This window comes from Halomonas sp. SCS19 (assembly GCF_040147015.1).
GTDB classification, from domain to species: domain Bacteria; phylum Pseudomonadota; class Gammaproteobacteria; order Pseudomonadales; family Halomonadaceae; genus Halomonas; species Halomonas litopenaei.
Genome location: NZ_JAMSHN010000002.1, coordinates 14702 through 40407, shown reverse-complemented (window position 1 = coordinate 40407; position 25706 = coordinate 14702). Strand labels below are relative to the sequence as shown.

Here is a 25706-nt window from a genome sequence, read left to right as displayed (position 1 = left end):
GGCCGTGGTCCGCAATGAAGTGACCCCTCCATAGCTGTGAAGTGACCCCCTCCAGAGCTGCACAGGCTATAGTGCAGTCATCAGGAGGACAGGATGAGCGACGACAACTCCATCAAACGATGGACCGCGAAGCGCAAAGCCGCCGTGGTCATGGACATCTTCAAGGGCAAGACCACCGTCGCTGAAGTAGCTCGGTAGCATGACCTTGAAGTGACCCCCTGATCTTGCCCACCAACAGTGGACACCCCGTTAAGGCAGTACTGAAGTGACCCCCTCCAGAGCTGCACAGGCTATAGTGCAGCCATCAGGAGGACAGGATGAACGACGACAACCCCATCAAGCGATGGACCGCGAAGCGCAAAGCCGCCGTGGTCATGGACATCTTCAAGGGCAAGACAACCGTCGCTGAAGTGGCTCGCCAGTATGACCTCACCGTCTCCGAGGTCGAAGGCTGGATCGATGAGGCCCAACGCAACATGGAGAACGGGTTCGAAGCCCGCCCCAAGGACATCCGTGAGCAGTACGAGTCCGAGCTCCGGGAGACCAAGGAGGCACTGGGCGAAGCCCATCTGCAGATCTATGCACTAAAAAATTCAAGCGCCTGCTCGACGAGGACGAGAACTCGTAAGGTCGCTGCAGGCGCAACTGGCCGAGGAAGGTCATGTGGTATCGCTCGTCAAGCTCTGCCGCTGGTTGGGACTCCCCCGGCGAAGCCTGTATTACCGGCCCAAGCCGCGGCGCCGTGTGATCAATACCGAGCTGGCTAGCAGGGTGAAGCTGACTCTGGAACGGTTCCCTACCTATGGTTATCGTCGTCTGGCGTGCGTGTTGGGAGAGAACCGCAAGCCTATCCAACGTATCCTGCAGTTGAAGGGCTGGCAGGTGCGCAAACGACCCCAAGGCTTCCGGCCACGTGCCAGGAGCTTGCCGTCAGTCGCTTCAAGACCTGATGAGCGATGGGCAACTGATCTGACTCACGTGTGGTGTGGAAAGGATCGACGAGCCAGCTTGGCGGTGATTATCGACTGTTGCACTCGGGAGATCCTCGGCTGGCGATTATCGGACAATGGCAGTAGCAAGACCGCCGAGGCCGCGTTGGAAGAGGCCCTGGTGCATCGATTCGGCGCCTTGGGCCGAATTCATCAGGCCTTGGCACTGCGGTCCGATAACGGCCTGGTCTTCAGCAGTCGCCACTACACGGGCACGGTGAAGGCCTACGGACTCACCCAGGAGTTCACGACACCGTACACGCCGGAACAGAACGGGCTCGTAGAGCGCTATCCGCTTCGTCACCCCAGAGGAGCGGCATGCCGGCCAGGATGACGAGGTTCTGGCAAGGCGGGATGCCATCTATGCTGAGGCGAAACGGCAACATCCCGGACGGTGGAGCGGCGCTACCCGCAACTGGACGCCACGTCGGACGGCCTGGCTGAACCCCGATCAGGAAGATCCAATCTTCATGCAGGATCAGAGTTTAGAAGCCGCCTGATTCCAGGTGCCAACAAGCTTGACAGGCATCGCTGGATCCGGTACTACAACGAAGAGCGACCACATCAGTCTCTGGGCTATGTGGCACCCCGAGCACACCTCGCATTAATTGGATGAGGTGTGCAGAAACCAGGGGGGCATTACACCTCTTCGGTGCGGCGCAGCTGAGCACGCAGCATGAGGATCTCGCTCTTAGCCTCGACCAGTTCATTGGCTCGCTGCTCGGCGTTGTCTGGCTTCACCGCCTTCACCTACTTGTACCGACTTGAGCTGATACACCGAACTGTTCGGCTACATCGGCGAAGGGGTAGCAACGAGTCAGCACCTGCCGAACCGCCTCTACCTTGAATTCAGGGGTATATCTCTGATTGGTCCTGGCACTTTTTCCTTTACTTAAGTCGTAGGCCAGAAGTGGCTAAAGGACCCCGGGGAAGTCCAAGTCCCCGGACCTATCGACCTACACCCCGGGAGGGCTTCATGAGATCCCAGAATCACGCAATACCAAGCCTAGAGTTATGTTGACGCTAGAATGCCTCTGGGGTGTACGCAGATTTTCTCCAGAACCATTGCCCGGATCTCCCGCACTCCAGTAATGTTGAGCTTTTGGTTTTAAATCACACAAATAAGATCTTATCTCTCCCAACGCTAAAGAGTATAGTGCATGGTATCTATTTTTGTGCGGTGTCCGGGGGGTATCCAGATAAAAAAATTGGATTTCTGTCAGAATGGAATTGGGTTTCTTGTAGTTTTACATATTTAGTGAAAGGTGTTCTTGTGAGTTATGCCTACGAGCGTCGACATTCAAGATGGTATGAAAAGTTTCTCTTGGGTGTACCTTTTCAGATTCTATTTGGGCTACCTTTTGTGGTGGCTATTCCTTCGTTGGAGCGGTGGGGATGGGGGTTCTGGAACAACCTAAGTGATAATCGTATAAACACCATGCTTGCAATTGCTTTGGCTTTCTTGGTGATTGCATTTTTCTTGCGCAGGTTTACGAGATTTCCTGGTGTGCGCGTAGCTGCTTATGTCGCACCGACAGTGAGTTTGGCATTTCTCGTCATTGTTGCTGTTTTGCTTTTTACTAGGGGGGCTTATACACGGCAAGTTCTTTTTATGGGATACTTGGCGTGTCTTGTATGGTTTTTTTCAGGTTACTTTATAGGACGACGTTATCGACAATTGAAGATTGGCGTCGTCCCGGTCGGTAATGCTTTGAACATGGAGTCGCGCTCAAGGATAGAATTGAGACGGCTAGTTTCTCCAGAACCTGACGGCGTGCGTTATGATGCAATTGTTGCGGATTTGAGAAACGAGAGGTTGGGAGCGAGTTGGGAAAAGTTCTTAGCGGAGTGCACGCTGTGTCGGATTCCCGTATATCATGTAAGACAAATTCAGGAGTCCATGACTGGTAAGGTTAGGGTCGACCATCTGTCCGAAAATGAATTTGGTTCCTTGATGCCATCTGCCATTTATTCAAATGTGAAGCGTGTCATTGATTTGGTTGGTGCTTTATTGCTACTTCCTCCCTGTTTGCCGGTTATGCTGGTAACGGCTGTATTAATCCGAAAGGAAAGTAAAGGACCTGCCATTTTTCGGCAGAAAAGGATGGGTTACAGAGGAGAGGCATTCGAGGTTTATAAGTTCCGTAGTATGTATGTGGGAAAAGCGGGAAAGGGATTCACTGACGGGGAAGACGATCCACGTATAACGCGAGTGGGAAAAATTATTAGAAAGTATAGAATAGACGAACTTCCCCAGCTTTTTAATGTAATTAAAGGCGAGATGAGCTTTATTGGCCCTCGGCCCGAGTCGATGGAACTCTCAGAATGGTACGAAAAAGATGTACCTTTTTTCAGGTATCGGCACGTTGTGCGTCCAGGTATTTCAGGGTGGGCCCAAGTCGAGCAGGGGTATGCTGCAGAAGTTGAAGGTATGATTGAGAAGCTTCAATATGACTTTTATTATATAAAGCATTTTTCTCTTTGGTTGGATGTCCTTGTTTTGTTCAAGACCGTGAAGACTGTGTTTACCGGTGACGGCGCAAGATAAATTCAATTTGGTCGATATAAATGTTTCAAGAAAAAGATTTTTCTGTTGCTTTCTCTTCCACTTTTACACCGAAGTGGATGTTTGTTTTTTGTCTTGGGCTTACTTTCATCTATGGGGGGCTACGCATATGGCTTCCTGATGTTGGCCAAAAGGCAGGAACAGTTATAGCCTTGCTGGCATTGGTTCTGATTCTATGGAAGGGTAAAACGCTTCGAACCAGTATGGTTTTCTGGTGTCTGCTAGGAGTCCTGATTGCACAACTGTTCAGCTGGGGGGCAGGGTTCTATCACCATCCGGACTGGTTGCCAGACAACCCCGAGTTGGATCGACTTGGTAAGTGGTTTTTGTTTGTAGGTGTCGCATTCTGGCTTGGTGGTATGCGTAAGAATGTGTGGACAATGTTGCTGCTTTCTTTAATCGGCTTTATGGCAACATGCTTTCTTTTTGAAGGCTCGATTGAACAGTGGTTGCGAGGCCTTCATGGGCAGAGAATTGATCTTGATATAAGAAATGCCCAACATACCGCCATGTTTTTTGGCGTAGCTGTTATTGGTTTGTTGTGCTTTTCTCGTCGTTGCTTTTCGCTTGGACGCTTATCCGCGTTGACGGTTCCTTTTTGGGTTATTTCATTCGCTGTTTGCCTGCTCGGTGTCTTCGTGACTCAAACTCGTGCGGTGTGGCTTGCGCTGACGGTAACCACGTTTCTCGCGATTCTTGTAATTTTAATAGTGATCTTCAAAGGGACTGTCTCCAGAAGTATCAAAAGGCAGGGCATCGTAGCACTCGTGTGTATTCTCGCAATTCTTGGGACGTCAGGCACCGTCTTCAAAGACACTCTCGAAAGACGTCTTGCAGCTGAAAATTCGGATATGGTCAGTGCCTGGCAAGGTAACTGGGAAGAAGTACCTTACAGCAGTATTGGCAACCGTCTTCATACTTGGCGCGCCGGTCTTGAGTGGTTTTCAGAACGTCCGATCGTCGGATGGGGAGGAGAGGGCCGAGGGTTGGTGATAGACCACACGGATTGGCTCCCTCAGTCGGTGAAGGACGAGTATGGACATCTTCACAATACGCTGTTGGATTTCGTCGTGAGCTATGGGGTTTTAGGCCTTTCTGTCATTCTTGTTCTTGTGATGTGGACAGGTGTGGGAAGCTGGAAAGCCTGGCGTGCTGGCGTTATGCCGACCGAAGTTTTTGCCTTTGGTTGGGCATTTTTTGTCTACTACTTCATCGTCAGCCTATTTGAATCCTATAGCTTCTTCTGGACAGGGTCCTACATCCAGAATGTCGTGATGGGAGTAGTCGTCACCTTTATCTGGCGGTGGCAGCTGGAGACCGGAAAATCGGTTTTTACATGTCGAAAGAGGCTGACTGCCTCATAGAGGCTCAGGACTGTTCGCTCTGTTCAACGTGCTGTAGCACGAAGTTTTCGTGTGCCTTGAGGTGGGTCTGGAAAAAATCGTGACCGCTGTAGTCACTCCAGTCTGCAGATGGGATTCCGCTCAGTAACCTCTTCAGCTTTCGTTTCAGTTGTCGCTCAAGCCCTGGCTTGCCTCCAAGATCGTGCATAGAGTGCAGTGCCAGGGCTTTTTGTTTCTGGACCTCTAGGCTTAGAGGAAAGCTGGCGATTCTGTCGTTTCGAGGTGATGGTGTGGTGACGTGAGTTGGCCACACTCCCGCGGCGGCGTGAGCGGGGCCTCTTGGGAAGCCGCGGGTGCTCTTCAAATGGTTGGCGTAGAGCAACAGGTGGTCGGGGATGTGTTCGCTTTGCTCGATGGCTGCCTGCAGGTGTCGGGTGCTGGCGATATGGTCGGCGTGAGGGTCGATGTCCGGGTGGGGCGCGATGATGGTTGTCGGTTTGATTTTGTTCAGTAGCGATGCGAGGTCGTTCTGGAGATTTTCTCCAGTATTTTGCGCTTGCCCGTCGGTTGGGAGAGACAGTTTGTTCCACTGGCGATAGGCGTCAGGCGTAATTGCCGGCGCCGAGTATGAGGGCACGACGGTGTCTGGCTTGTCATGCAGTACTGCAAGGGTGTCGTTGAAGTAGCCAAGCATGATGAGTTGCTCTGCCGGCACACCGGCGAGCAGCGGGGTGGTGGCGCTATTCCAGGCGCGAATAAAGCCCTTTCGCTGTGAGGCCTCATTTCGTGAATCATCGAGTCCTGGCCAATATTGCTTGTCGAGGCGTTTGAGGCGCTCACCCGCGGTGATGGTGACGATCCAGGTGTTTTTGGGGTGCTGGCTGTAGGCACCAAAGGCTGCGAGTTCGGCGTCATCAGGGTGGGGCGCGATGATAAGGATCGGTCCGCTCGCCAGGTCCGGATTGCGAAAGCCCAGAAGGGTGGCATCGCGCTCTAGCGTCAGATGTTTCAGCGTTAGCTGGAGTTGGTCGAGTGACTCTATGCCTGTGAGGTTGATCAAGCGCTTGCCGGTCTCATTAGGCTCGAGATATTGGGTAAAGCGTTCCGTAGGTTGGCTGTTGCTTCGGTCAATGATTGTGACGGCTGGCAACTTCCAGCGAGACGTTGCCCGGTAGCGTACCTCCAGCATCCAGGTGTTGGGCCGAACGTCGCCCGTGCTCAGTGAGGCAATGGTGGGGTCAGCCAACTGAATGATGCCACTGTCATTGATGGTGGCCTTGCACTTCCAGTCTGGTGCAAGGGGGAGGTGGTGGTCACGCTGGATGGGCATAGAGGCGTTCCGAAGGGGCTTCTGTCAGTGCCATAAGTTGCGCGATAACGCTTTGCGGTTCAAATGCTTTGATCATCTCCTCGTCGATGATGACAGGGTCTTTAACGGCTTCCAGAAGCTTTTCGGCAAGGCCAGCATCGCTGGGCTCGGCCAGTAGTCTAGCCTGTGGGCCTGTTAACACCTCGCTAATGCCGCCTGGTACCTTGCAGGCGACGCACTGGGTCCCGAGGGCCAGGGCTTCGATCAAGACGATACCGAGTCCCTCGAAGTCGGAGCTGAGCACGAGGGCGGTTGCGTCTTTCATCCAGGGGTAGGGGTTGTCCCGTTGCCCCAGAAAGTGGGCCCGGGCGGCAAGACCGAGACTCAGCGTCATCTCTTCAAGGTGGCGACGTTCGGAGCCATCGCCAATGATGACCAGGTCGTGGTCCAAGCCTTGGTTCACCGCCAGGTGGTAGGCCTTGAGCAGCCGTTGCTGGTTCTTTACTGGAACTAGTCGTGCAACGTGTACCAGGTAGGGGTGGGGGATGGTTGGTTCTGCCGGTTCCAATGCCTTGTGGCGTATGTCTTCGACCGGTACTGCGTTGTAGAGAAGCTCGCTTCTACTGACGTCAACCCCTTGGCGCTCCAGATAATCGCCGACCTCCTGTTGCACGCCTCTGGAGACGTGAAGTAGCTGCTTGCCCTGGTACATGGTTCTCGTCAGCCAGCGGCCTCTTGCGGTGTTTGGAAATCGCCCTGTCACGGCCTCGACGACGCGCCATGTGCGTTCGTCATCGAACGCCCAAAGGTTTTCGAAGGCGCCTTGGCCTCGAATCAGAATCAGGTCGAAATGCCCATGTTGAGCTTCCAGTGCTGCCACATAGTGCGTGAAGGCATTTGAGCAGCGCCTGCCGCGCCAGACGAATCCCGACTGTTTGATAAGGGGAGACAACAGCGCCTTGTCGGCAAGATGGATGAAGCGACCTAGGCCTTGGCGGCTCTCACGATCAACATCGTATTGGTGGAGCCTTAAGGTTTCTCTGTCGGCTGATGGCACCGCGCCCTTGAGAACCAGCAAATGGGCCTCGTGGCCAGCGCTTTGCAGCGCCCTTGCCAGGGTTCTTGTAGCCTGCTCTATCCCGCCCATGCCCATTCGTCTTAGCACGAGCAGTACGCGTTTTTTTTCCTTCATGCTCCCGGTACCAGCTTTTTCCTTGATTTTTCGTTAGTTTAGCAGGTGATTGAACGGTGCGAATGGCCGAAATAGCGCAGTTTATGATCCAGCATAGTCGTCTCACAGAGCGCGGTTGGCTCGTAGTGAGAAGGGTCGAGAAGGTGAGGAAGCTTCGTCGTTGATGTTTCGCGAGCAGCCGGCTCGAACCTGCATAGCATTGTGTGGTCTCATTGGGCACTTTTGCGATGGCAGGATACAAGGGCGCCTATCATGAGAACCTTGGTAGTGGTGAGATCCCTCAAGATGGGTGGGATGGAACGGGTGGCGGTCAACCTGGCAGATGCCTTTCATGAGGCGGGCTATGAAAGCCATCTGGTATATTTTCGCAAGGTCAAGCGCCCCCTGAGACCAGAGCATTCCGGGGTCAAGGTGCATCACCTGCCGCTGCAGCAGCGCAATCGATTGACGCTGGTCGGCTATGGCCTTGAGGTGTTGGCCCGTCTGCTGCTCAACCCGCTGATGGGCAGGGCGGTGTTTCTTGGTCTTGGCGTAATGGGCGGTGTCGTGTTTCGACACTGGTTGAAGCGCTTCGAGCAAGAGCACGGAAGAGTAGACCGCATCGTGTTTCGGGGCATCGGCACCTTCGAGCTGGTCTGGAGCTTTCGCGACAAGCGTGCTCGCTACGTGTTGGAAAATATCTTCCACTTCGATGGTGCAAGTCGCCGCAAGGTACTGTTTGCGCGCTGCCTCTATCATCGCCGGGATCTGGTGGCTGTGTCTCAGGGGGTTGCAGACAGCTTGCGCAAGGCGCAGACACTCTGGAAGTTTCGCCCACGCTCTCTCGCGGTGATTCCCAACCCTTGCCCGCTGCGCTCGATCCGTGAGGCGATGCTGGAAGGCAATGATGCGATACCTTCCGAACCGTACCTGGTGAACGTGGCGCGTCTGGTGCCGGCCAAAGGGCACGACTTGCTGCTGCGGGCCTACGCGCGATCCAGTACTAGCTTGCCGCTGGTGCTGGTGGGGGATGGTCAGGAACGAGATAGCCTGGAGGTCTTGGCTAATGAGCTGGACATCGCTGACAAGGTCATCTTCGCTGGAAATCAATACAATCCATACCCCTGGATGCGCCACGCTCGGCTGTTTGTTCTGAGCTCGCGTTTTGAAGGCATGGGTATTGTGCTGTTCGAAGCGCTGGCCTGTGGGACGGCGGTATTGTCGGTGGACTGCCCGGGGGGCGTGCGAGAGATTCTCAAGGGTGAACTCGAGACCTGTCTGGTTGAACGTAGTGAGGAAGCCCTCTCTGCCGGAATCACCACTGCGCTGGAAGGGTCCAAGCCTGAAGTGCGAGAGCAATGGCTGGACGACTTCAGGCCGGAGCGGGTGGCGCAGGCCTTCGTTGCGCGCTGAAGATAGCATTTAAGACCTTTTTTGATTTAGGCAGTGGATATGGTAACTGCCAGACAATGTCGTAAGGATGAATAGAATGAAGGTATTAGTCACCGGTGGAGCCGGCTATATCGGGACCCACACCCTTGTCGAGCTGATCGCCGCAGGGCATGAGGTCGTTGTCTACGATAACTTCTGCAACAGCTCACCCAAGGCTATTGGCAGGGTCGAAGAGTTGGTCGGGCAGGAGGTGCCGGTGGTGCGCGGTGACATTCGTGATCGCGCCTGTCTGGACAGAGCCTTTGCCGAGCACTCGGCGGAAGCGGTGATCCATTTTGCGGGCCTGAAGGCCGTCGGTGAAAGCTATCGGCAGCCGCTTTCCTACTACGACAACAACGTCACCGGCACCCAGCGCTTGCTAGAGGCCATGGAGGACGCTGGGGTCAGAACGATCGTGTTCAGTTCCTCCGCCACGGTCTACGGTGAGGATGCTCCGGTGCCATACGTCGAGTCCATGGGGCGTGGCAGACCTTCCAATCCCTATGGCGGGACCAAGGCCGTGGTGGAGCAGATGATCGAGGATCTGGTACGGGCCGACGATCGCTGGTCTGCGTCCTTGCTTCGCTACTTCAACCCCATCGGCGCGCATCCCTCCGGGCGCATCGGCGAGGATCCACAGGGCGTTCCCAATAATCTGATGCCATTTCTCACCCAAGTGGCGGTGGGGCGTCTGCCGGAGCTGTCCATCTTCGGTGACGACTATCTGACCCGGGACGGTACCTGCGAGCGGGACTACCTGCACGTGGTCGATCTGGCTTTAGGTCACCTTAAGGCATTGGAAGCTAAGTCCGCACCAGGCGTGGCTGCTTTCAATCTTGGCACCGGCAAGGGTACCTCGGTACTTGAAATGGTAGCTACGTTCGAGAGCGTGACGGGGCAGCAAATCCCGTATTGCATAGCTCCACGTCGCGCGGGTGATCTCCCTGCTAGCTGGGCAGACGCCTCGAAGGCAAGATTGGAGCTTGGCTGGAGCGCAGAGAAAACGCTGGAAGACATGATGCGCGATAGCTGGCGTTGGCAGTCGGCCAATCCTGAGGGGTATGGAGGCTAGTTGAGATTTCTAACTTGGCAGGCGTGGCCCACGGCTTCGACTTCCGTCAAATGCTGTAAAAAGCTGCGCTAGAACGCTTGTTTCGTGTTTAAGCACATCAGTCATGCGTGGTAGGGCCAAGTATCTGTTCTGGTGAACGCAAGAAGCCGCTGATGATAGGAAGCTCCTTTCTTGGTCGGATGCTTCCTGCATGTCTTCTCGCAGCGTATTACGCGTTCTTTTTATCGTGGATCATCTGGACTCAGGCGGAGCGCCTGTAGTGGTCAGGGATTTGATCGCTGGCATGGTCAGCGCTGGTGCAGAGGTCACCCTGCTGATCCTGAGTGACCGACAACGTCACCGTCTGCCTGCTGAGGTGCACCTGGTGACGTTGCCCTATGTGGTCAAAGGGAACCTCAGCAAATGGATGCGCTATCGGGCCCACGCGAAGATGCTGGATCGCTGGTTGCAGGAGCAAGAGCACGTCTTCGATCGGGTGTATGCGCACCTGCACCATGCCCATCAGGTGGTATCGCGTTCGCGTCTCGAGGACCACGCCTGGTATTGCCTGCATGCCGATCCGGTGATTGGTTTTCTTGGTAACAAGCGTGGATTCTCGCGGTTATTGAAGAAGCGCAAGGTGCGCGCCTTGTACCAGGGCCGCAAGCTGGTCACCGTGTCCCAGGCAATGCTGGATCGATTGTGTCTGCACTTCGGGGTCACACCCTCTCGTGGCGTGGCCATCCATAATCCGGTCGCCATCGACAATATTCGTCGGTTGGCGGGCAGTGCTGTCGATGACGTGCCTGACGACTACCTCATCTATGTGGGACGAATGGATATTCGTCAGAAACGGCTGGACCGGCTGCTCGACGCCTACCTGGCCAGTGGCACCGCCTTGCCATTGATCATGGTAGGTGGAGGGGCGGGGCTCGATGAGGTCAGGTCGATGGTAAAAAAGCGCCAGTTGGAGGGGCGAGTCCTGACCCTGGGGCCCCGGGAAAATCCCTATCCGTATATCGATCGGGCGCGCGCGCTGCTCCTGAGTTCCGACTATGAGGGGTTTCCGCTTGTTCTGCTCGAAGCTTTGGCCTGCCAGACACCGGTGATCAGCGTCGATTGTCCCACCGGCCCGGCAGAGATACTGACAGGCGACTTGGCGCCTTGGCTCGTACCGCTCGACAGCATCGAGGCCTTTGGCGCCCAAATTGCTCGCTTGGTGAATGGCTCGCCGCAGATTGATGCCACCCAGTGCGAGCACTATCGACTGGAGAATGTTGTCGAGCGCTACCTGGCGCTCTAGGTAAGAGATTAAAGGCGTAGTTGTGGCCAACCCGCAAGAGGTCAGTCGAACCTTGGTGCTACCTGAGCAAATCCAGCAGCAGTAGTCCGGGCCAGCGAAACTGTTCTCGTCAGCATCGAGACTGGCACCTGAAGCGGCACATCTTGTTATACTCCGCCGCGAATTTTTCTTAAGGTGGTGGCAAGGCTGTGAAGCAATACGGTGTCAGCGTCGTTATTCCTTCGTACAACCGGCGTGATACGGTCGTACGTGCCCTGGGCTCCGTGCTGAGCCAGGATTACCCGAATCTTGAGTGTATCGTCGTCGACGACGCCTCGACCGATGGCTCTGGCGAGATGCTGCGCGGCCTGGCCGGTGAGCGGGAAGCGCTGCGCGTTATCGAGCTTGAAGAGAATGCCGGTCAGGGCGCTGCCCGGAATGTGGGGGCGCGTGCTGCGCGGGGACGGTGGGTCTGTTTTCTTGATTCCGACGACGAGCTTCTGCCGGGCTCCATCGAGAGCCGGGTCTCGGTGTTTATCGAAGACCCTGAATTTGATGGCATCGCCTTTGGTGGCAACATCGTTGCTGGAAAGTCCGAGGTGCTGTTTCCCGGCACCGTCGAGAAGGGCGAAGATATCTCGCTTCAGGACTATCTGAAGGATCGCGGATGGCTCCACACCAATGCGTTCATGATTTCGAGCGAGCGGTTTCTTGCGTTGGACGGGTTCCGCGAAGACCTGCGACAGAAACAGGACGTGGAGTTCTTTATTCGAGCGCTGTGTCGTGTCAACGCCAGATACTGTGGCCAGGCCTGTTCGAGGATGCACGACCTCGGTGACGTGCGTGCCCGCAATCACCATGAACGTATCGCCCGCCAGGGGTATCGGTTTATCGATGCCGTGCGTACCAACCCCGAGGTGCAGGAGCGTGTGGAGCCTGACCTGCTCAAGGACCTGGTCAGCCGAGGCGTGTCCACCTACCTCAGTGCCCTGTACCGCACCGGCCAGCATTCGCAGTTCCGCAAGGCGTTGCGACGCAGCGTTCGTCAGGGAGAGCTCTCGCCGAGTTCGCGTTGGCTGAAACGCTACCTGCTGTCCTGGCTGAGATCCCCGTCGAACTGATCCAGGTAGTGGTGGAGTCGTGCGGAGACTTCCTTGAGGTTGTCATGGCCACGCAGCTTGTTGGGTGTCAGCGAGTCTTCCAGCAGGCGCCATCGCTTGGCCGTCTGGTGCGGCAGGGGCCTGACGTGGGCGTCGACCCAGGTAAAGTCACCCTGCTTGTCGATCAGCAGGTTGTTGAAGTGAAGGTCCCGGTGGACAAAGCCTGCCCGGGCCAGTTGGGCCACCTCTTTGCTGAACTTGTCGAGAAAGCTCTTCTGCTGATGGCGGGAGAGTTGATCAAACACGTCGCCCGCCGTTGTTGCCCCGCTGACCCTCTCCATCAACAGAAGTGAGGCGTTTCTGTTTAGCGGATTCAGGCTCAACCCCCAGCCGTGGAAACGTGGTGTGCGCAGTCCCGCCCGCTTGAGGATGCGCATGCTGAGGTATTCCTTGCGCGCATCCGATTGGGCCAGCCAGCGTTTTTCGAGGTAGTCCCGGGTCAACCACTTGAAGGGCTCGAGCGTCTTCGAAAACTTGTCCGGCACCACCTTGGCCAGAATTCTGCCGTCCTGGGAGACAAAAAAGCGGCTGGAGCCCACCGCCTCGAAGGCGGCGGTGGTCGTGGTCTGAGACAGCGCAAGACGCTCCGGCAGGTCCCGGGTGTGGAACATCAGGTAGCGCCGGCGCCGGTCGTTGAAGGGAATATCCAGAAGCTGCATGGTTCAGGCTGCCCCTGACTGCAAGGCTTCGAACTTCGGCAGCACGTTTTGTGTGAGAAACTGCTGGTAGTGGCGCGGTTCGATGGTGACGGGCGTCTTGGCCATGCGCGCCATGGCGCTGGCAAGCCCTGCCTCGTCGTCGCGTGCGACCAGAAAGTCCTTAAGCTCCTGGGTCAGGATCTCCTTCGGGCCACTGGGGCAGTCGACGCTGATCACCGGTGTGTGCAGCAGCAGCGCCTCGATCAGTACTCGCGGCAGGCCTTCTGCGTCCGAGGTCAGTACCATGGCCAAGGCGTCTTGTATGTAGGGGTAGGGGTTGGCGGTATAGCCAAGCCAGTGGATGTGATCATCGAGCCCCAGCTCGCCGATCATGGCCTTCAGTCGTTGTTCATTTTCTGGCTTGCCCTTGCCCAGCAGCACCATGGGGATATCCAGGCCATACTCGTCCCGGGCCTGGCGATAGGCCCGCAGCAGGCGATCCTGGCGTTTGCGCGGCTCGATGGCGGCCACCGACAACAGGTAGCGGCCTTTTTCGACCTCTGCAGGCAGGCTCAGGGGCTCGTCTGCCATCGCGACAAAGGGCTCCCGCTCGTAGGGGTTATAGATCGGGATGATCGTCTCGGCCTTGAGTCCCACTACCTGCTCTAGGTTTTCCTTGACGCCCTCGGACACCGCGATCACCTTGCGCCCGCCGTAGAAGCGACGCACCTTGGCAAAGGCCTTGTCCCGGGCGGCCGGGTCACTGAACTTGGCGCTGACGTCGGACTTGATCCAGAAGTAGAGGTTGGGCCAGTCCAGGTGGCGGGTGATCTTGTCGCAGGAGCAGGAGATCACCACCTCTGGCCGCCAGGTTTCAAGGGCCTTCTGGACCTTGCGGGCCTGCCACTTTTCGGTCAGTACCGTGGAGGTCGCCTTGGTCAGGCGCGTGACCACCGCCAGGTTCTCGATATCGAGGCCATCAGGGAGGCGGTGCTCCACCTTGTCGCGCAGGGTGAAGACCTTGACGGCGTGACCACGCTGGCGCAATTGGTCCGCCGTGTACAAAAGCGACTTCTGAGCGCCGCCTCCGTAGAGGTCTTCGATGACAAAGGCGATTCGCTGATGGTTCACGGCGGCTCCTGCTGGGCTGGCGACGTTGGATCGTCGCGAATCCTACCATAGCCGAAAAGCCAACACGCAAAGGGTCGCCTTTCGGCCTGTCAGTGGATGCTTTGGGTAGCCACGTCCAAGTGATTCGCGATGTGACGCGCAGCGTTTTGCCGGATGTCGCGTTACAATAGGCGCGCACTTGGCAAGGACTCTGCGATGAAACTCCTGATTACCGGTATGGCAGGCTTTATTGGTCATGCCGTGGCAAAGCGGCTCAGCGGTGCGGGCCATCGAATTGTCGGTATCGACAACCTCAATGACTACTATGATGTCGCCCTCAAGCAGGCACGCCTTGATGACCTGGCGGGCTGTGAGGATGTGCGCTTCATGAAGATCGACCTGGCCGATCGGGCGGAGGTCGCAGCGTTGTTCGAGCAGGAGCGCTTCGATCGAGTCATCCATCTTGCCGCACAGCCTGGCGTGCGATATTCCATCGATAACCCGCATGCTTACGTCGATGCCAACCTGGTGGGACACCTCAATGTGCTGGAGGGCTGCCGTCACGGTATAGTGGAGCACCTGGTCTACGCTTCGTCCAGTTCGGTGTACGGGACCAATGACAAGGTGCCCTTTGCCACCGACGATGACGTCGACCACCCCATCAGCCTCTATGCGGCCACCAAGAAGGCCAACGAACTGATGGCCCATACCTACTCCCACCTGTATGACCTGCCCACCACCGGGCTCAGGTTCTTTACCGTCTATGGCCCCTGGGGGCGTCCTGACATGGCGCTGTTCAAGTTTACCCGGGCGGTGCTGGAAGGTAGGCCCATGGACGTCTACAACCATGGCGACATGTCCCGGGACTTCACCTACATCGACGATATTGTCGAGGGCGTCGTGCGCGTGATGGACGTGGTACCGACCCCTCGGGGTAGCACCGAGGTCACTACCGATACGGCCTCGGCCCCTTACGCGCTCTACAACATCGGCTGTGGTAGCCCGGTGTCGCTGATGGACTTCGTTCGCGCCATCGAAAAAGCGGTGGGGCGAGAGGCGATCTGCCACTACAAGGACATGCAGCCGGGTGACGTGCCGCGTACATGGGCGGACACCGAGGCGCTGTATCAGGCAACCGGGTATCGTCCTCAGATGCCGGTGGAAGAAGGCGTCAAGCGCTTTGTCGACTGGTATCGCGGGTTCTACGCGGTGTAAGCCATGTGTCAGACATGTGTCAGCCTAGGGGGACAAAGTGCGATAGGTTGTGCCTGTGGAGCCTTCTTGCCATCCCATTTGCCTTAGGCGAAGAAACGGCTGTGCCATTTGCAGGGCGGGATTGCTATCCTTGGCCGATCAAAATGTTCAGTGAGTGACAAGGGATGAAGATCACCATTTTTGGCACCGGCTACGTGGGCCTGGTCACAGGTGCTTGTCTGGCGGACGTCGGTCACGATGTCATCTGCATGGACGTGGATGAGAACAAGATTGCACGCCTCGAAGCCGGGGAGATCCCGATCTTCGAGCCGGGCCTTGAGCCCATGGTCAAGGCCAATGTGTCGGCGGGGCGGCTCAAGTTCACGACCGATGCCACCAGGGCGGTCAACCATGGTGTGCTGCAGTTTATCGCCGTGGGCACCCCGCCGGATGAGGACGGCAGCGCAGACCTGCAGTACGTGCTGGCGGTGGCCAAGGCCATCGGTGAGCATATGCAGGAAGACAAGGTGGTAGTCGACAAGTCCACCGTGCCGGTGGGCACCGCCGATCGGGTCAAGGCGATGGTGGAGTCGCAGCTCGAGCAGCGCGGTGTCAGCCTGAACGTTGACGTCTGCTCCAACCCTGAGTTTCTCAAGGAAGGCGCTGCCATCGAGGACTTTGCCCACGGTGCGCGTATCGTGGTCGGTACTGATTCCGACAAGGTCAAGCAGCTGATGCGGGAGTGCTACGCGCCCTACATCCGTCTGCAGGAAAAGCTGATGTTCATGGATGTGCGGGCGGCGGAGCTGACCAAGTACGCCGCCAACGCCATGCTGGCCACCAAGATCAGCTTCATGAACGAGATCGCCAATCTGGCCGAGCGCCTCGGCGCCGACGTGGAGCAGGTACGCCGCGGCATCGGCAGCGACCCGCGGATCGGCTACCACTTTATCTACCCGGGCTGTGGCTACGGCGGCTCCTGCTTCCCCAAGGATGTCCAGGCTCTGGCTCGCACCGCCCGAGAGGTGGACTACGAGGCCGAACTGCTGGGGGCGGTGGAAGCGGTCAACCAGCGCCAGAAACAGACACTGTTCGCCAAGCTGGCCAACGCCTTTGACAGTGACCTCAAGGGTCGAACTATTGCCATCTGGGGGCTGTCGTTCAAGCCCAATACCGATGATATGCGTGACGCCCCCAGCCGTACCCTGATGGAGGCCCTGTGGGAAGCCGGCGCGAGGGTCCAGGCCTATGACCCTGAGGCCATGGGCGAGACTCGCCGCATCTACGGTGAGCGTGAAGACCTTATGCTGGCGGGGGATCGCATCCAGGCGGTCAAGGGAGCTGACGCCCTGGTGATCTGCACCGAGTGGAAGGAGTTCCGCTCGCTGGACTTCCCCTGGCTCAAGGGCCAGCTGTCGATGCCGGTGGTGGTGGATGGCCGCAACCTCTACGACCCCGAGAGCGTGCGCCAGGCCGGGCTGATGTACTACGCCGTCGGTCGAGGTGATTCGCTTGAGGGCGTTGCATAAAGAACGCTGAAGAAGAAGGTGCTATCCGGAAAGCGTTTTAACAGACAGTGCGTGGGCCGCATTGCCTGCTAGCTCGAAAGAAGGTCGACCGAAATCAAGTAGCTCGAGAAAGTTACCTGAAAGCAAAACGCCCCGAAGGCCATGGCCTTCGGGGCGTTATGCGATTGGCGCTTGTGTCCGCTTAACGGGAGCTAAAGGCTCATTAGCCCTTGCGGGCTGACGCCTTGCGCACCGTGCCGGCAAATTCGGCCAGGAAGGCGGCCATCACCGCCAGCATGCCACCCAGCACGATAGCCAGCGCCATGATCAGGGCCTTGCTGGTTCCTACAGGCTCGCGACTCTGGGCTGCCACGCGCTGAATATTGCCTTCGGCGAGGTAGGCCAGCTTCTCTTCGATGTCGACCACATTCCCGGTGTAGGTGGCCACCAGTTCGGCGGCGCTCTCGGAGGCGGACTGCTTGGCGGCCTCGAGACTCTCGTTGGCGCTGGCGAGCTGCTGCTCCAGGGTCTCGCGACGCTTGGCGACAAGCTCATCCTGGTCGGCCTTGACCGTGTCCAGAAGCTTTTGGTGATACTCGGTGACCAGTTCGGCGCGATCCTCTCCAGCCTCCGAGGAGAGGGTCAGGAAAGCCACGTTTTCCGGCGCCTTGGCGGTGGTCTCGAAGCCGAGCCTGTCGAGGGGTTTTTCCTCCAGCAACTGGCTTGTCACCATGTCGAAGTAGTAGTTGTCGATCTTCGCGACCACACTTTCCGGGGTTTCCAGCAGCCCGACACCGGCTTCTTCGCTGGGTTGGCGTTCGGCCACGTGGTAGACCGACACGTAGCGGTAGCTGTCGGCCTTGGTCAGTGCAAAGGCGAGCGCCAGCAGCACGATGACCACAAACACCCCTGCCATCATCTTCCAGCGCCTGACCAGGATCAGGGTGATATCGACCAGCGATATCTCGTCATCCGCCGGCGGCCTTGGATAGTAGTGCTCCGGAGGTTGGGTGGGGGTGTTAGCCATTGCAGTAGGGTCCTTGCTCGCGCTTCGCCGTACCCGAGGAGTCGGTGGCGGCGTGTTCAATGTTATGTAGAAAGTCGATGGCACAATTCATTGCGAGGTGCCTTGCAGAGGATACAGAAGCCGTTGTATCGCGCAAGCGCCTGCGTGTAAGGACTGTTATGAAGCGGCTGGGGTTGTGAAGGGGCCTTCGTGCCGGGGCATCGTAAAGAGGCAGGCGCAGGGAGCAGTGCAACGGTCGCCGAACTGGAAAGGGCGCGCCTAGTGACTCATTTTACCTGTTGGTAAAAGGACTGACTTGTCGGCACGCAACAGCCTCCCCGCCAGATCGGCATCCATGGGGCGGTGGTAGTAGAAGCCCTGGAGCAGGTCGCAGCGCATTTCCTGCAATAGCGCCTGTTGCTCGTCGGTTTCGACGCCTTCGGCGACGACCTCGAGACCGAGGCGGTGGCCAAGGAAGATGCTGGCTTCCATGATCGCCCTGTCCCTGGGGTCCTGGGTGCACTCGGCGACGAAGGTGCGGTCGATCTTGAGCGCGGTGATCGGCAGCACCTTGAGGTAGCTCATCGATGAGAAGCCGGTACCGAAGTCGTCGATGGCGATCTTGTAGCCCTGGTCGTAGAGTCTGCGCAGGCTGTCCAGCACGTCCTGGCCGGCCTCGATCAGCACGTTCTCGGTGAGTTCGATGCCGATCTCGCGAGGCCCCAGGCCGTATGACGCGACGCAGGAGGCGAAGGCCTCGAACATGCCGGGCATGACCGCGTGACGCCCGGAGACGTTGACGTCCACCCGCACTTGGCGGCTGCCCTCGGCGCGCCATTGGCGCTGCTGCTCGCACACCTTGTGCAGCACCCAGTTCTCCAGGCGTTTGATCAGTTCGCTGCGCTCGGCCACCGGGATGAACTCCGCGGGGGAGATGGCTTCACCGTCCCGGGTCGTCCAGCGTAGCAGCGCCTCGAGGGAGTCGATATGGCCGCTGGCGGCAGCCACCTGGGGCTGGTAGACCAGCCCAAGCTCGCCGCCGCCGTCCTGGTCGAGCAGGCGCTGCAGGCGTTCGGCGATGGTGTGCTGGCGCACCATCGCCGCGTGGGCCTCGGGGCTGAAGAACTGGTAGGTGTTGCGGCCGGTGAGTTTGGCCCGGGTCTTGGCGGCGTCGGCACTGCCCACCAGTTCCTGCACCTCGCTGCCATTGTCGGGAAAGGTGCTGATGCCGATCGAGGCGTGGATTCTCAGTTCGCGGCCGTCCACCCGCATCGGGCGGGAGAGGCTTTCCAGCAGGCGCTCTGCCACCTGTATGGCGTCTGTGGCCATGTCCACCTGGGGCAGGGCCAGTACGAACTCATCGGTACCGAAGCGGCAGAGCAGGTCATCGCTGCGCCGGAAGGCCTGCAGGCGATTGGCCGCCTGACGGATGACCTTGTCGCCGCAGTCGTAGCCATGGGTGTCGTTGATCTCGTTGAAGTGGTCGAGGTCGACAAACAGGATTAACAGGCTGTCGTTGTGGCGCCGACACTCTGCCAGGGTCCGCTTGAGCTCGATTTCGAAGGCGTGGCGGTTGGGCAGGCCGGTCAGGCGGTCGAAGCGCGTCATGTAGTCCAGATCGCGACGCGCCTTGCGCTCACCCGCCAGGTCGATGTCGATGCAGAACATCAGCGGATTGTCGGTCTCCCGGCCCAGCATCACGTGATGGGAGAACACCGGTACGCTGGCGCCGGAACGGTGCTTGAGCTCGAGCTCTTCGGCGGGGATCTCCACGCCGCGGTGGACCCACGCCTGGTGAGCATCGATCACCGCGTCGACCATGGCCTCCGGTATCAACAACTGTTCCAGACGCTTGCCCAGGGCTTCCTGCTCGCTGTAGCCATACAGCGCCTGACTGGCCCCATTCCAGTAGATGACGCGCCTGTCCCTGTCGTACCCCTGCACCGCGACGCGTGAAAGGCTCATCAGCAGTTCACGAAAGCGCCAGTCGCTGAGCGTCAGGGACGGCAGCGGGAGGGCGTTCTCTGCGCCGCTACCGGCATCGGCAGCGGTCGAGCGCGGTGCGTGGAATCTGTCACCGATGTGCAATGGCGTCATTTCCTGAGCAAGGGCAGCGAGGTGTGCCAGAGGGTGTGCCCGAACAAAAGTAACGAATCCGCATATATCGGCAGTGTCGTACAAATTGTCGCTAGCAGCGAGTACCAAACGCCGGAATGAGTTTTTCCATTATCGGAATAAACGTCGCAGATACTCTCTTTTGGCATCAAGTTGGTCAACGAAGTTTCTTCGTTCCCGGTATTTGACCACTGTGTGGGCGCTCCACATGATCCTCGGTGTTGCATATGCAACATCCATGAAGTGCACATGTTTGTGCACAAAACCGAGGTTAATGACATGAAAATAGCGCAGAAAGTCGCACAAGGTCGGCATCTTGCCGCCATCGAGACGATCAACGTTGGGCTCCGGATTCCTGAATCCGGGTACTGGGATTTCTCTGTCCTGGAGGAGGTCGCCTCTCAGTCCTGGAGCAAGACGCGCCTGGCGCATATTGATCTGTCCGCCTGGCAGTCATTCATTGGTGACCTGCCGCGGGACCCCTACGTCAATCGCCGCTGGAAGCGCATGTCCTGGCTGCACCTGAACGACGAGGGAGAGGTTGAAACCCTGGGCGAGTGTCCCATGGCCCAGGGCGGGCGCTTCAATGACGCCGCCAGCATGGCGGATCGGCTGCGCTACTACGAGCCGCTGTTGCCCGAGTTTACCGAGCGCGAGGACGTCAAGGCGTTCGTCAAGGCCTGGGCGGAGCTTTGGGGGCTCGAGCGCCGCGCGCCCATTCTGATGCAGATCACCGGTGTACGTGGTGACGGCACCGTGGATCCGTTGCAGGGGCAGGGTATCCACGCCGATGGCTGCAAGTACCTGAGCATCATGGTGCTCAATCGCGACAACGTCAGCGGGGCGGTGAACACCCTGTATCGGGACAAGGCCGGCCAGCAGGAAGTCGGCCGGGTGACGCTGGCGCCGGGGGAGGTGCTGCACCTGCGTGACGATCGCCTGTTCCATAGCGTCGATGCGATCACCCAGTGCGAGCCAAGCGCCCCTTTCGAGCGCTTTATCATCATCATCAACGCCTGCTTCGTGGACGAGTTCCAGAATCGCATGTTGCGCCGCCACTTCCCCCAGGCGGTGTTGAACGAAGCGATACTGGAAAGCGCCAGCTGAAGGCCGGCGTCCACCAGGCAAGGTGGCGTCGGTGGTGTTTCACCGACCTTGAGGGTCCGTGGCGAGGTCCGGGTCGAGGGCCCGGGCCAGCCGCTTGCTATGCTGGCATGCGATAGGGCCTACGGCGCTTACTTCACCCCAGCATTACCGCCAGGCGACCTCGGTCGCCTGGCGGTACTTTTTGTTGAGATATTCTCTGCTATTGAGACCTCGCCTGCCGTTAATATCCTGTCTGCCATTGAGGTCTCGCCTGCCATCGAGACGTTGCCTGGAAACTGACTTTCCATCGCCTCAGCCTTGGCCTCAGCCTCCTTCACGCACCGCCTGCTCGAGGCGGGCAAGCCGCCCGGGCTCGAGGGCATCGGCCACGGCGGTGATGCGCAGCACGTGGCCGAGGGCCGGGTGAGCCGGGCGTGCGATCAGCTTGCCTTCGTCCAGCAGGTCGGCGTTGACTCGTTTAGCCAGATCCGCGTCGGCCAGACGAATGCCGATAAAGTTGGTACCGCTCTGCAGCACGTCGGCGCCCAGCGCCTTGAAGTGCTCGGAAAGGCGCGCCCGGCGCTCCAGCACCGCCTGGATGTGGGCGTCGGTCTCGTCCTGGTGGTCCAGTACCACCTCGGCGGCGGCCAGGCTCAGGGTCGACACCGCGTAGTGGATGCGCACCTTCATCAGCATCGCCAGGGTGTCGGGCTCGGCGATGGCGTAGCCGACGCGCAGCCCGGCCAGGCCGTGGGCCTTGGACAGGGTGCGACAGCGAATCACCCCGGGCAGGGCGCGGGTAAAACTGGGTTTGGCGGCGTCGTCGCGGAAGTCGTGATAGGCCTCGTCCAGCAGCAGCCAGCAGTCATCAGGCAGGGCGTCACGCAGCCGCGCGACCGTAGCCTCGTCGTGGACGAAGCCGGTGGGGTTGTCCGGGTTGGCCAGGTAGACGAGCCGAGCGTGGTGGCTGTGGGCGGCGTCGATCAGGGCGTCGATGTCCGGCGCCAGGTGCTCGGCGGTCTCCTCGTAGTCGACCTCGATCAGGCGGCAGCCCTGGCCCTTGGCGAAGTAGCCGAAGGTGGGGTAGGTGCCGGCAGAGCTGACCACGCTGGTACCGGCGGGGGCGGTGGCCCGCAGCACCAGCGCCAGCAGGCTGTCGCAGCCGGCGTCCACCAGCAGGGTGTCCAGGTCGAAGCCGTGCAGCCGGACGAGGCGTTCGCGCACGCCCAGGGCCTCGGAGTCACCGTAGCAGTAGACGTGCTCGACCATGGCGTCACCGAAGTGCTCGCGCAGGGCGCGATGGGGCATGTCCAGGCCTTCGTTGGAGCCCAGACGGTGCGGGATCTCCTTGCCGATACGGCGCTTCAGCACCCAGATGCCAGGGAAGGGGTTGTCCGGTCCCGGGGAGTAGAGGTGGTCGGCGAAGGTGGGGGTATCGGATGCCATGGGATGTCCTGTGGGAGTTGGCTTGAAGGGTGCGGAGGCGTGTCAGAGGGTGGTCCGAGAGCGTTACGACAGCGGCTTATGTCAATAGGTCAGGTCAGGTCAGGTCCGGTCAGGTCTGTGGCACGGACCAGGGCACCACCTTGTGGCGGTTGAGCAGGCCATGGGGATCTAGGGTGCGCTTTAGCGTCGCCATCAGCGCGAGTTCCTCGGGGCTTCGCGAGATCGACAGCCAGTCGCGCTTTTCCAGGCCGATGCCGTGCTCGGCGGAGATCGATCCCTTGACCCGGGCCAGCGGCTCGTAGAGGCAGCCCTCGACCTCGTGGCGGGTGTCCGGATCATCGCTGCCCACACCCACCGACAGGTGCAGGTTGCCGTCACCCAGATGGCCGAACACCGCCAGGCGCACCTGGGGCCAGCGGGCCTCGAGGCGTGCCTGGACCTCGGCGACATAGTCCTGCATCTCGCCGATCGGCAGACTGACGTCGAAGGCCATGATCGGCGAAAGCGCCTCCACCAGTCCTTCGATATCATCGCGAATCGCCCATAGCTTGTCGCGCTGGCTTTCCGACTGGGCGATCACGGCATCGACCACCCAGCCCTGTTCGACGGACGCTTCGAGTGCCGCCTCGAACTGCTGGCGGTGGTGGTCCTCGTCGTTGGCCAGCGACTCGACCAGGGCGTAGTAGGGCGCGTCGGTGTCCAGCGGCGGCTGATGACGCTCCTGTTCGGTGATCAGGGCGAAGTGGTTCTGCCACATGGCCTCGAAGGCGGCGAGGCTTCCGCCAAGGCTGTCACGCAGGTGCGTAAGCAACGACGTCATCGAGGTGAAGTCTGGACAGGCGACCAGCGCGGTGCGGGTGTCGCCAAGCGCCGGCTGCAGCTTGAGCACCGCCCGGGTGACCACGCCCAGGGTGCCTTCGCTGCCGATGAACAGCTGCTTGAGGTCGTAGCCGGCGTTGTTCTTGAGCATCGGGCTCATGGCGCTGATCACCTGGCCATCGGCCAGCACCGCCTCGAGCCCCAGCACCTGCTGGCGCATCATGCCGTAGCGGATCACCCGGTTGCCGCCGGCGTTGGTGGCGATATTGCCACCGATGCTGCAGCTGCCACGGGCGCCCAGGTCGAGCGCAAACTGCATGCCGACCTCGCGGGCGGCCTCCTGGACCTTCTGCAGCGGCGCGCCGGCCTGCACGGTGATGGTGCCGGCCACCGGATCGATCTCCTCGATGGCGGCAAGACGCTCGAGTGACAGCGCGAGCTCGTCCGGGGCCGCCTCGGCGCCGTGGACCAGCCCGGTCAGGCCGCCGTGGGTGACGATCGGCTGGCGGGCCTGGTGGCACAGGGCGAGCACCTCTGCTACCTGCTCGGGGGTGCCGGGCCGCACGATGGCCGCGGCGCGACAGGGCGCACCGCTCAGCCAGTCCACCTGGCGGCTTGCCACGTCGTCGCCGGTCAACACCTGGGCGGCGCCCAGGCGCTCGCGCAGTGTCTCGATCAGGGTGGCAAGCGATGACGATAGTTGCTGGGAGGTGACGGCCATCAGTGGGTGGTCTCCTCGTTGCTGGTCTTGTCATCGGTGGTCTTGTCGCGTCCGGGAATGGCGGCGAGCAGTTCGCGGGTGTAGTCGGCCTGAGGTCGGGTGAAGACTTCCTGGGCGCTGCCCTGTTCGACGATGCGGCCCTTCTGCATGACGATGATGCGATCGCAGATCTGGGCGGCGACGCGCAGGTCGTGGGTGATGAACAGCAGCGACAGCGAGAAGCGTTGCTTCAGATCCTCGAGCAGCTCCAGCACCTGGGCCTGGATCGATACGTCCAGCGCCGACACCGCTTCATCGGCAACGATCAGCTCCGGGTCCAGTGCCAGGGCGCGGGCGATGCCGATGCGCTGGCGCTGACCGCCGGAGAACTCATGAGGGAAGCGGTCGGCGCTGCCGCCAAGCCCCACCAGGTCGAGCAGCTCGTCGGCCTTGGCCAATGCCTTTTCGCGGGGCACGCCGTTGGCGATGGGGCCCTGGGCGATGGCCATGCCCACCCGGGTGCGCGGGTTGAGCGAGGCGTAGGGATCCTGGAACACCATCTGCACCCGGTGGCGCTGGCGCCGCAGGGCGTCGCCCTTGAGCGCGGACAGGTCTTCGCCGCCGAGCAGGATCTCGCCGCTGTCGGGGCGCTCCAGCCGCACGACGCAGCGCCCCAGGGTCGACTTGCCGGAGCCCGACTCGCCGACGATGCCGATGGTCTCGCCGCGTGACAGGGTGAAGCTGACCTCGTCCAGGGCGCGTACCTCACGGGAGGGCTTGAACAGCCCGCCGCGGGAACGGAATACCCGATTCAGATCGCGTACCTCGAGGATCGGCGTCGGCGCCATTGGCTCGCGCTCGGGCGGCGCGGCGTCGCTGGGAATGGCCTCGATCAGCGCCCGGGTATAGTCGTGACGGGGGTTGTCGAGCACCTCGTCACGGCGACCGATCTCGACGATCCGGCCGTGGCGCATCACGCACACTCGGTTGGCGATCTCGGCGACCACGCCGAAGTCGTGGGTGATGAACATCACCGCCATATGGTGGCGACGTTGCAGGTCGGCGATCAGCTCGAGTATCTGCGCCTGGGTGGTGACGTCCAGCGCGGTGGTGGGCTCATCGGCGATCAACAGCTTCGGCTCCAGCGCCAGCGCCATGGCGATCATCACCCGCTGACGCTGGCCGCCGGAAAGCTCGAAGGGGTAGGCGCGGATGGCCCGTTCGGGCTGGGGCAGGCGGACTTCCTTGAGCAGCTCCAGCGCCCGGGCCTGACGCTCGGCGCCCTTGAGCTCGCCGTGGGCCTCGAACACCTCGGCGATCTGGTCGCCGATACGCATCAGCGGGTTAAGGGCGGTCATCGGCTCCTGGAAGATCATGCCGATCTTCTTGCCGCGCAGCGCCCGGTGACGCTTCTCGTCGAGGGTCAGCACGTCCTCGCCCTCGAACATCACCCGCCCGGCCACCGGGCGCACGCCCTTGGGCAGAAGGCCCATGACGGTGTTGGCGGCCATGGACTTGCCGGAGCCGGATTCGCCCACCACGCACAGGATCTCGCCGGGGCTGACTTCGTAGGACAGCTCTTCCACGGCGTATTCGCGATCGGCGCCGGCGGGCAATGCGACGCTCAGGCCCTCGATGCGCAGGATCGGTTCCGGGGCTGGATCGCCGCTGTGATCGCCGCAAGGATCGCCAGCGGTTGCTCCCTTCGGCACCTTCACCGGTTCGCTGCGCGATGCAGTGGATGCGCTGGTGCCGCTGGTGCTGTTGTCAAAGGTGTTCATG

Annotated in this window: 21 protein-coding genes and 1 pseudogene; 12 read left to right on the top strand and 10 right to left on the bottom strand. The window is 59.7% G+C overall.

Annotated elements, in window-relative coordinates; translation table 11 throughout:
* Nucleotides 1-317 precede the first annotated feature (317 nt).
* Genes NFH97_RS20865 through NFH97_RS21260 form a run of 3 tightly spaced genes read left to right on the top strand, consistent with a single transcriptional unit; the run spans nucleotide 318 to nucleotide 1605 of the window.
* A complete protein-coding gene (locus tag NFH97_RS20865; protein WP_349625547.1) occupies nucleotides 318-767 on the top strand; it encodes a DUF1153 domain-containing protein in 450 nt (149 codons plus the stop codon).
* The gene (locus NFH97_RS20860; RefSeq protein WP_349625546.1) at nucleotides 664-1323 is read left to right on the top strand and encodes a DDE-type integrase/transposase/recombinase; all 660 of its coding nucleotides are present in this window, start codon (nucleotides 664-666) and stop codon (nucleotides 1321-1323) included. Before NFH97_RS20865 ends, NFH97_RS20860 begins: the two co-directional genes overlap by 104 nt.
* A gap of 60 nt (nucleotides 1324-1383) precedes the next feature.
* On the top strand, nucleotides 1384-1605 hold the full coding sequence (locus tag NFH97_RS21260; RefSeq protein ID WP_502878719.1) for an integrase core domain-containing protein: 222 nt from the start codon (nucleotides 1384-1386) through the stop codon (nucleotides 1603-1605).
* A 29-nt stretch (nucleotides 1606-1634) separates the two neighbouring features.
* Here the strand turns inward: NFH97_RS21260 and NFH97_RS20850 are convergent.
* Nucleotides 1635-1897: pseudogene (locus NFH97_RS20850) on the bottom strand (transposase); the annotation flags it as partial.
* A gap of 248 nt (nucleotides 1898-2145) precedes the next feature.
* Between NFH97_RS20850 and NFH97_RS20845 the strand changes: the two are divergent.
* Nucleotides 2146-3537 carry a sugar transferase gene (locus NFH97_RS20845; RefSeq protein WP_349625545.1) on the top strand — a complete coding sequence of 464 codons (1392 nt, stop codon included), beginning with the start codon at nucleotides 2146-2148 and terminating at the stop codon, nucleotides 3535-3537.
* A 20-nt stretch (nucleotides 3538-3557) separates the two neighbouring features.
* Nucleotides 3558-4919, top strand: a complete 1362-nt coding sequence (locus tag NFH97_RS20840) for an O-antigen ligase family protein (RefSeq protein ID WP_349625544.1) — start codon at nucleotides 3558-3560, stop codon at nucleotides 4917-4919.
* A 4-nt stretch (nucleotides 4920-4923) separates the two neighbouring features.
* Here the strand turns inward: NFH97_RS20840 and NFH97_RS20835 are convergent, their stop codons facing one another.
* The gene (locus NFH97_RS20835; RefSeq protein WP_349625543.1) at nucleotides 4924-6228 is read right to left on the bottom strand and encodes a PIG-L deacetylase family protein; all 1305 of its coding nucleotides are present in this window, start codon (nucleotides 6226-6228) and stop codon (nucleotides 4924-4926) included.
* A complete protein-coding gene (locus NFH97_RS20830) occupies nucleotides 6212-7399 on the bottom strand; it encodes a glycosyltransferase (RefSeq protein WP_349625542.1) in 1188 nt (395 codons plus the stop codon). Before NFH97_RS20830 ends, NFH97_RS20835 begins: the two co-directional genes overlap by 17 nt.
* Before the next feature lie 294 nt (nucleotides 7400-7693).
* Here NFH97_RS20830 and NFH97_RS20825 point away from each other — a divergent pair, with 294 nt between their 5' ends.
* From NFH97_RS20825 to NFH97_RS20810, 4 genes are all read left to right on the top strand, one after another.
* The gene (locus tag NFH97_RS20825; protein WP_349625548.1) at nucleotides 7694-8791 is read left to right on the top strand and encodes a glycosyltransferase; all 1098 of its coding nucleotides are present in this window, start codon (nucleotides 7694-7696) and stop codon (nucleotides 8789-8791) included.
* A 76-nt stretch (nucleotides 8792-8867) separates the two neighbouring features.
* Nucleotides 8868-9881, top strand: a complete 1014-nt coding sequence (gene galE, locus NFH97_RS20820; protein ID WP_349625541.1) for a UDP-glucose 4-epimerase GalE — start codon at nucleotides 8868-8870, stop codon at nucleotides 9879-9881.
* Nucleotides 9882-10071: 190 nt separating this feature from the next.
* Complete coding sequence (locus NFH97_RS20815; protein ID WP_349625540.1) at nucleotides 10072-11163, top strand: glycosyltransferase; 1092 nt, start codon at nucleotides 10072-10074, stop codon at nucleotides 11161-11163.
* 188 nt (nucleotides 11164-11351) lie between these two features.
* The gene (locus tag NFH97_RS20810) at nucleotides 11352-12263 is read left to right on the top strand and encodes a glycosyltransferase family 2 protein (RefSeq protein ID WP_349625539.1); all 912 of its coding nucleotides are present in this window, start codon (nucleotides 11352-11354) and stop codon (nucleotides 12261-12263) included.
* Here NFH97_RS20810 and NFH97_RS20805 read toward each other — a convergent pair.
* Complete coding sequence (locus tag NFH97_RS20805) at nucleotides 12227-12961, bottom strand: lipopolysaccharide kinase InaA family protein (protein ID WP_349625538.1); 735 nt, start codon at nucleotides 12959-12961, stop codon at nucleotides 12227-12229. The genes NFH97_RS20810 and NFH97_RS20805 overlap by 37 nt on opposite strands.
* A gap of 3 nt (nucleotides 12962-12964) precedes the next feature.
* The gene (locus NFH97_RS20800) at nucleotides 12965-14071 is read right to left on the bottom strand and encodes a glycosyltransferase (RefSeq protein WP_349625537.1); all 1107 of its coding nucleotides are present in this window, start codon (nucleotides 14069-14071) and stop codon (nucleotides 12965-12967) included.
* A 195-nt stretch (nucleotides 14072-14266) separates the two neighbouring features.
* Here NFH97_RS20800 and NFH97_RS20795 point away from each other — a divergent pair, with 195 nt between their 5' ends.
* Nucleotides 14267-15265, top strand: coding sequence for an NAD-dependent epimerase (locus tag NFH97_RS20795; RefSeq protein WP_349625536.1), 999 nt, complete (start codon nucleotides 14267-14269; stop codon nucleotides 15263-15265).
* A 164-nt stretch (nucleotides 15266-15429) separates the two neighbouring features.
* Nucleotides 15430-16773 (top strand): UDP-glucose dehydrogenase family protein, encoded by a 1344-nt coding sequence (locus NFH97_RS20790; protein WP_349625535.1) that lies wholly within the window; start codon nucleotides 15430-15432, stop codon nucleotides 16771-16773.
* Between the two features lie 202 nt (nucleotides 16774-16975).
* Here the strand turns inward: NFH97_RS20790 and NFH97_RS20785 are convergent, their stop codons facing one another.
* Together NFH97_RS20785 and NFH97_RS20780 are read right to left on the bottom strand one after the other, a co-directional pair.
* Nucleotides 16976-17779: a lipopolysaccharide biosynthesis protein gene (locus NFH97_RS20785; protein ID WP_349625534.1), complete on the bottom strand. Its 804-nt coding sequence runs from the start codon at nucleotides 17777-17779 to the stop codon at nucleotides 16976-16978.
* A gap of 258 nt (nucleotides 17780-18037) precedes the next feature.
* The gene (locus NFH97_RS20780) at nucleotides 18038-19846 is read right to left on the bottom strand and encodes a putative bifunctional diguanylate cyclase/phosphodiesterase (protein ID WP_349625533.1); all 1809 of its coding nucleotides are present in this window, start codon (nucleotides 19844-19846) and stop codon (nucleotides 18038-18040) included.
* 306 nt (nucleotides 19847-20152) lie between these two features.
* Between NFH97_RS20780 and NFH97_RS20775 the strand changes: the two genes are divergently transcribed.
* Nucleotides 20153-20980, top strand: a complete 828-nt coding sequence (locus NFH97_RS20775) for a 2OG-Fe dioxygenase family protein (RefSeq protein ID WP_349625532.1) — start codon at nucleotides 20153-20155, stop codon at nucleotides 20978-20980.
* 303 nt (nucleotides 20981-21283) lie between these two features.
* Here the strand turns inward: NFH97_RS20775 and NFH97_RS20770 are convergent, their stop codons facing one another.
* From NFH97_RS20770 to NFH97_RS20760, 3 genes are all read right to left on the bottom strand, one after another.
* Complete coding sequence (locus NFH97_RS20770; RefSeq protein WP_349625531.1) at nucleotides 21284-22405, bottom strand: pyridoxal phosphate-dependent aminotransferase; 1122 nt, start codon at nucleotides 22403-22405, stop codon at nucleotides 21284-21286.
* Between the two features lie 109 nt (nucleotides 22406-22514).
* Entirely contained in the window at nucleotides 22515-23945 is a 1431-nt protein-coding gene (locus NFH97_RS20765; RefSeq protein ID WP_349625530.1) for an FAD-binding oxidoreductase, read from the bottom strand.
* On the bottom strand, nucleotides 23945-25705 hold the full coding sequence (locus NFH97_RS20760) for an ABC transporter ATP-binding protein (protein WP_349625529.1): 1761 nt from the start codon (nucleotides 25703-25705) through the stop codon (nucleotides 23945-23947). Before NFH97_RS20760 ends, NFH97_RS20765 begins: the two co-directional genes overlap by 1 nt.
* Between the last annotated feature and the right edge of the window lies 1 nt (nucleotide 25706).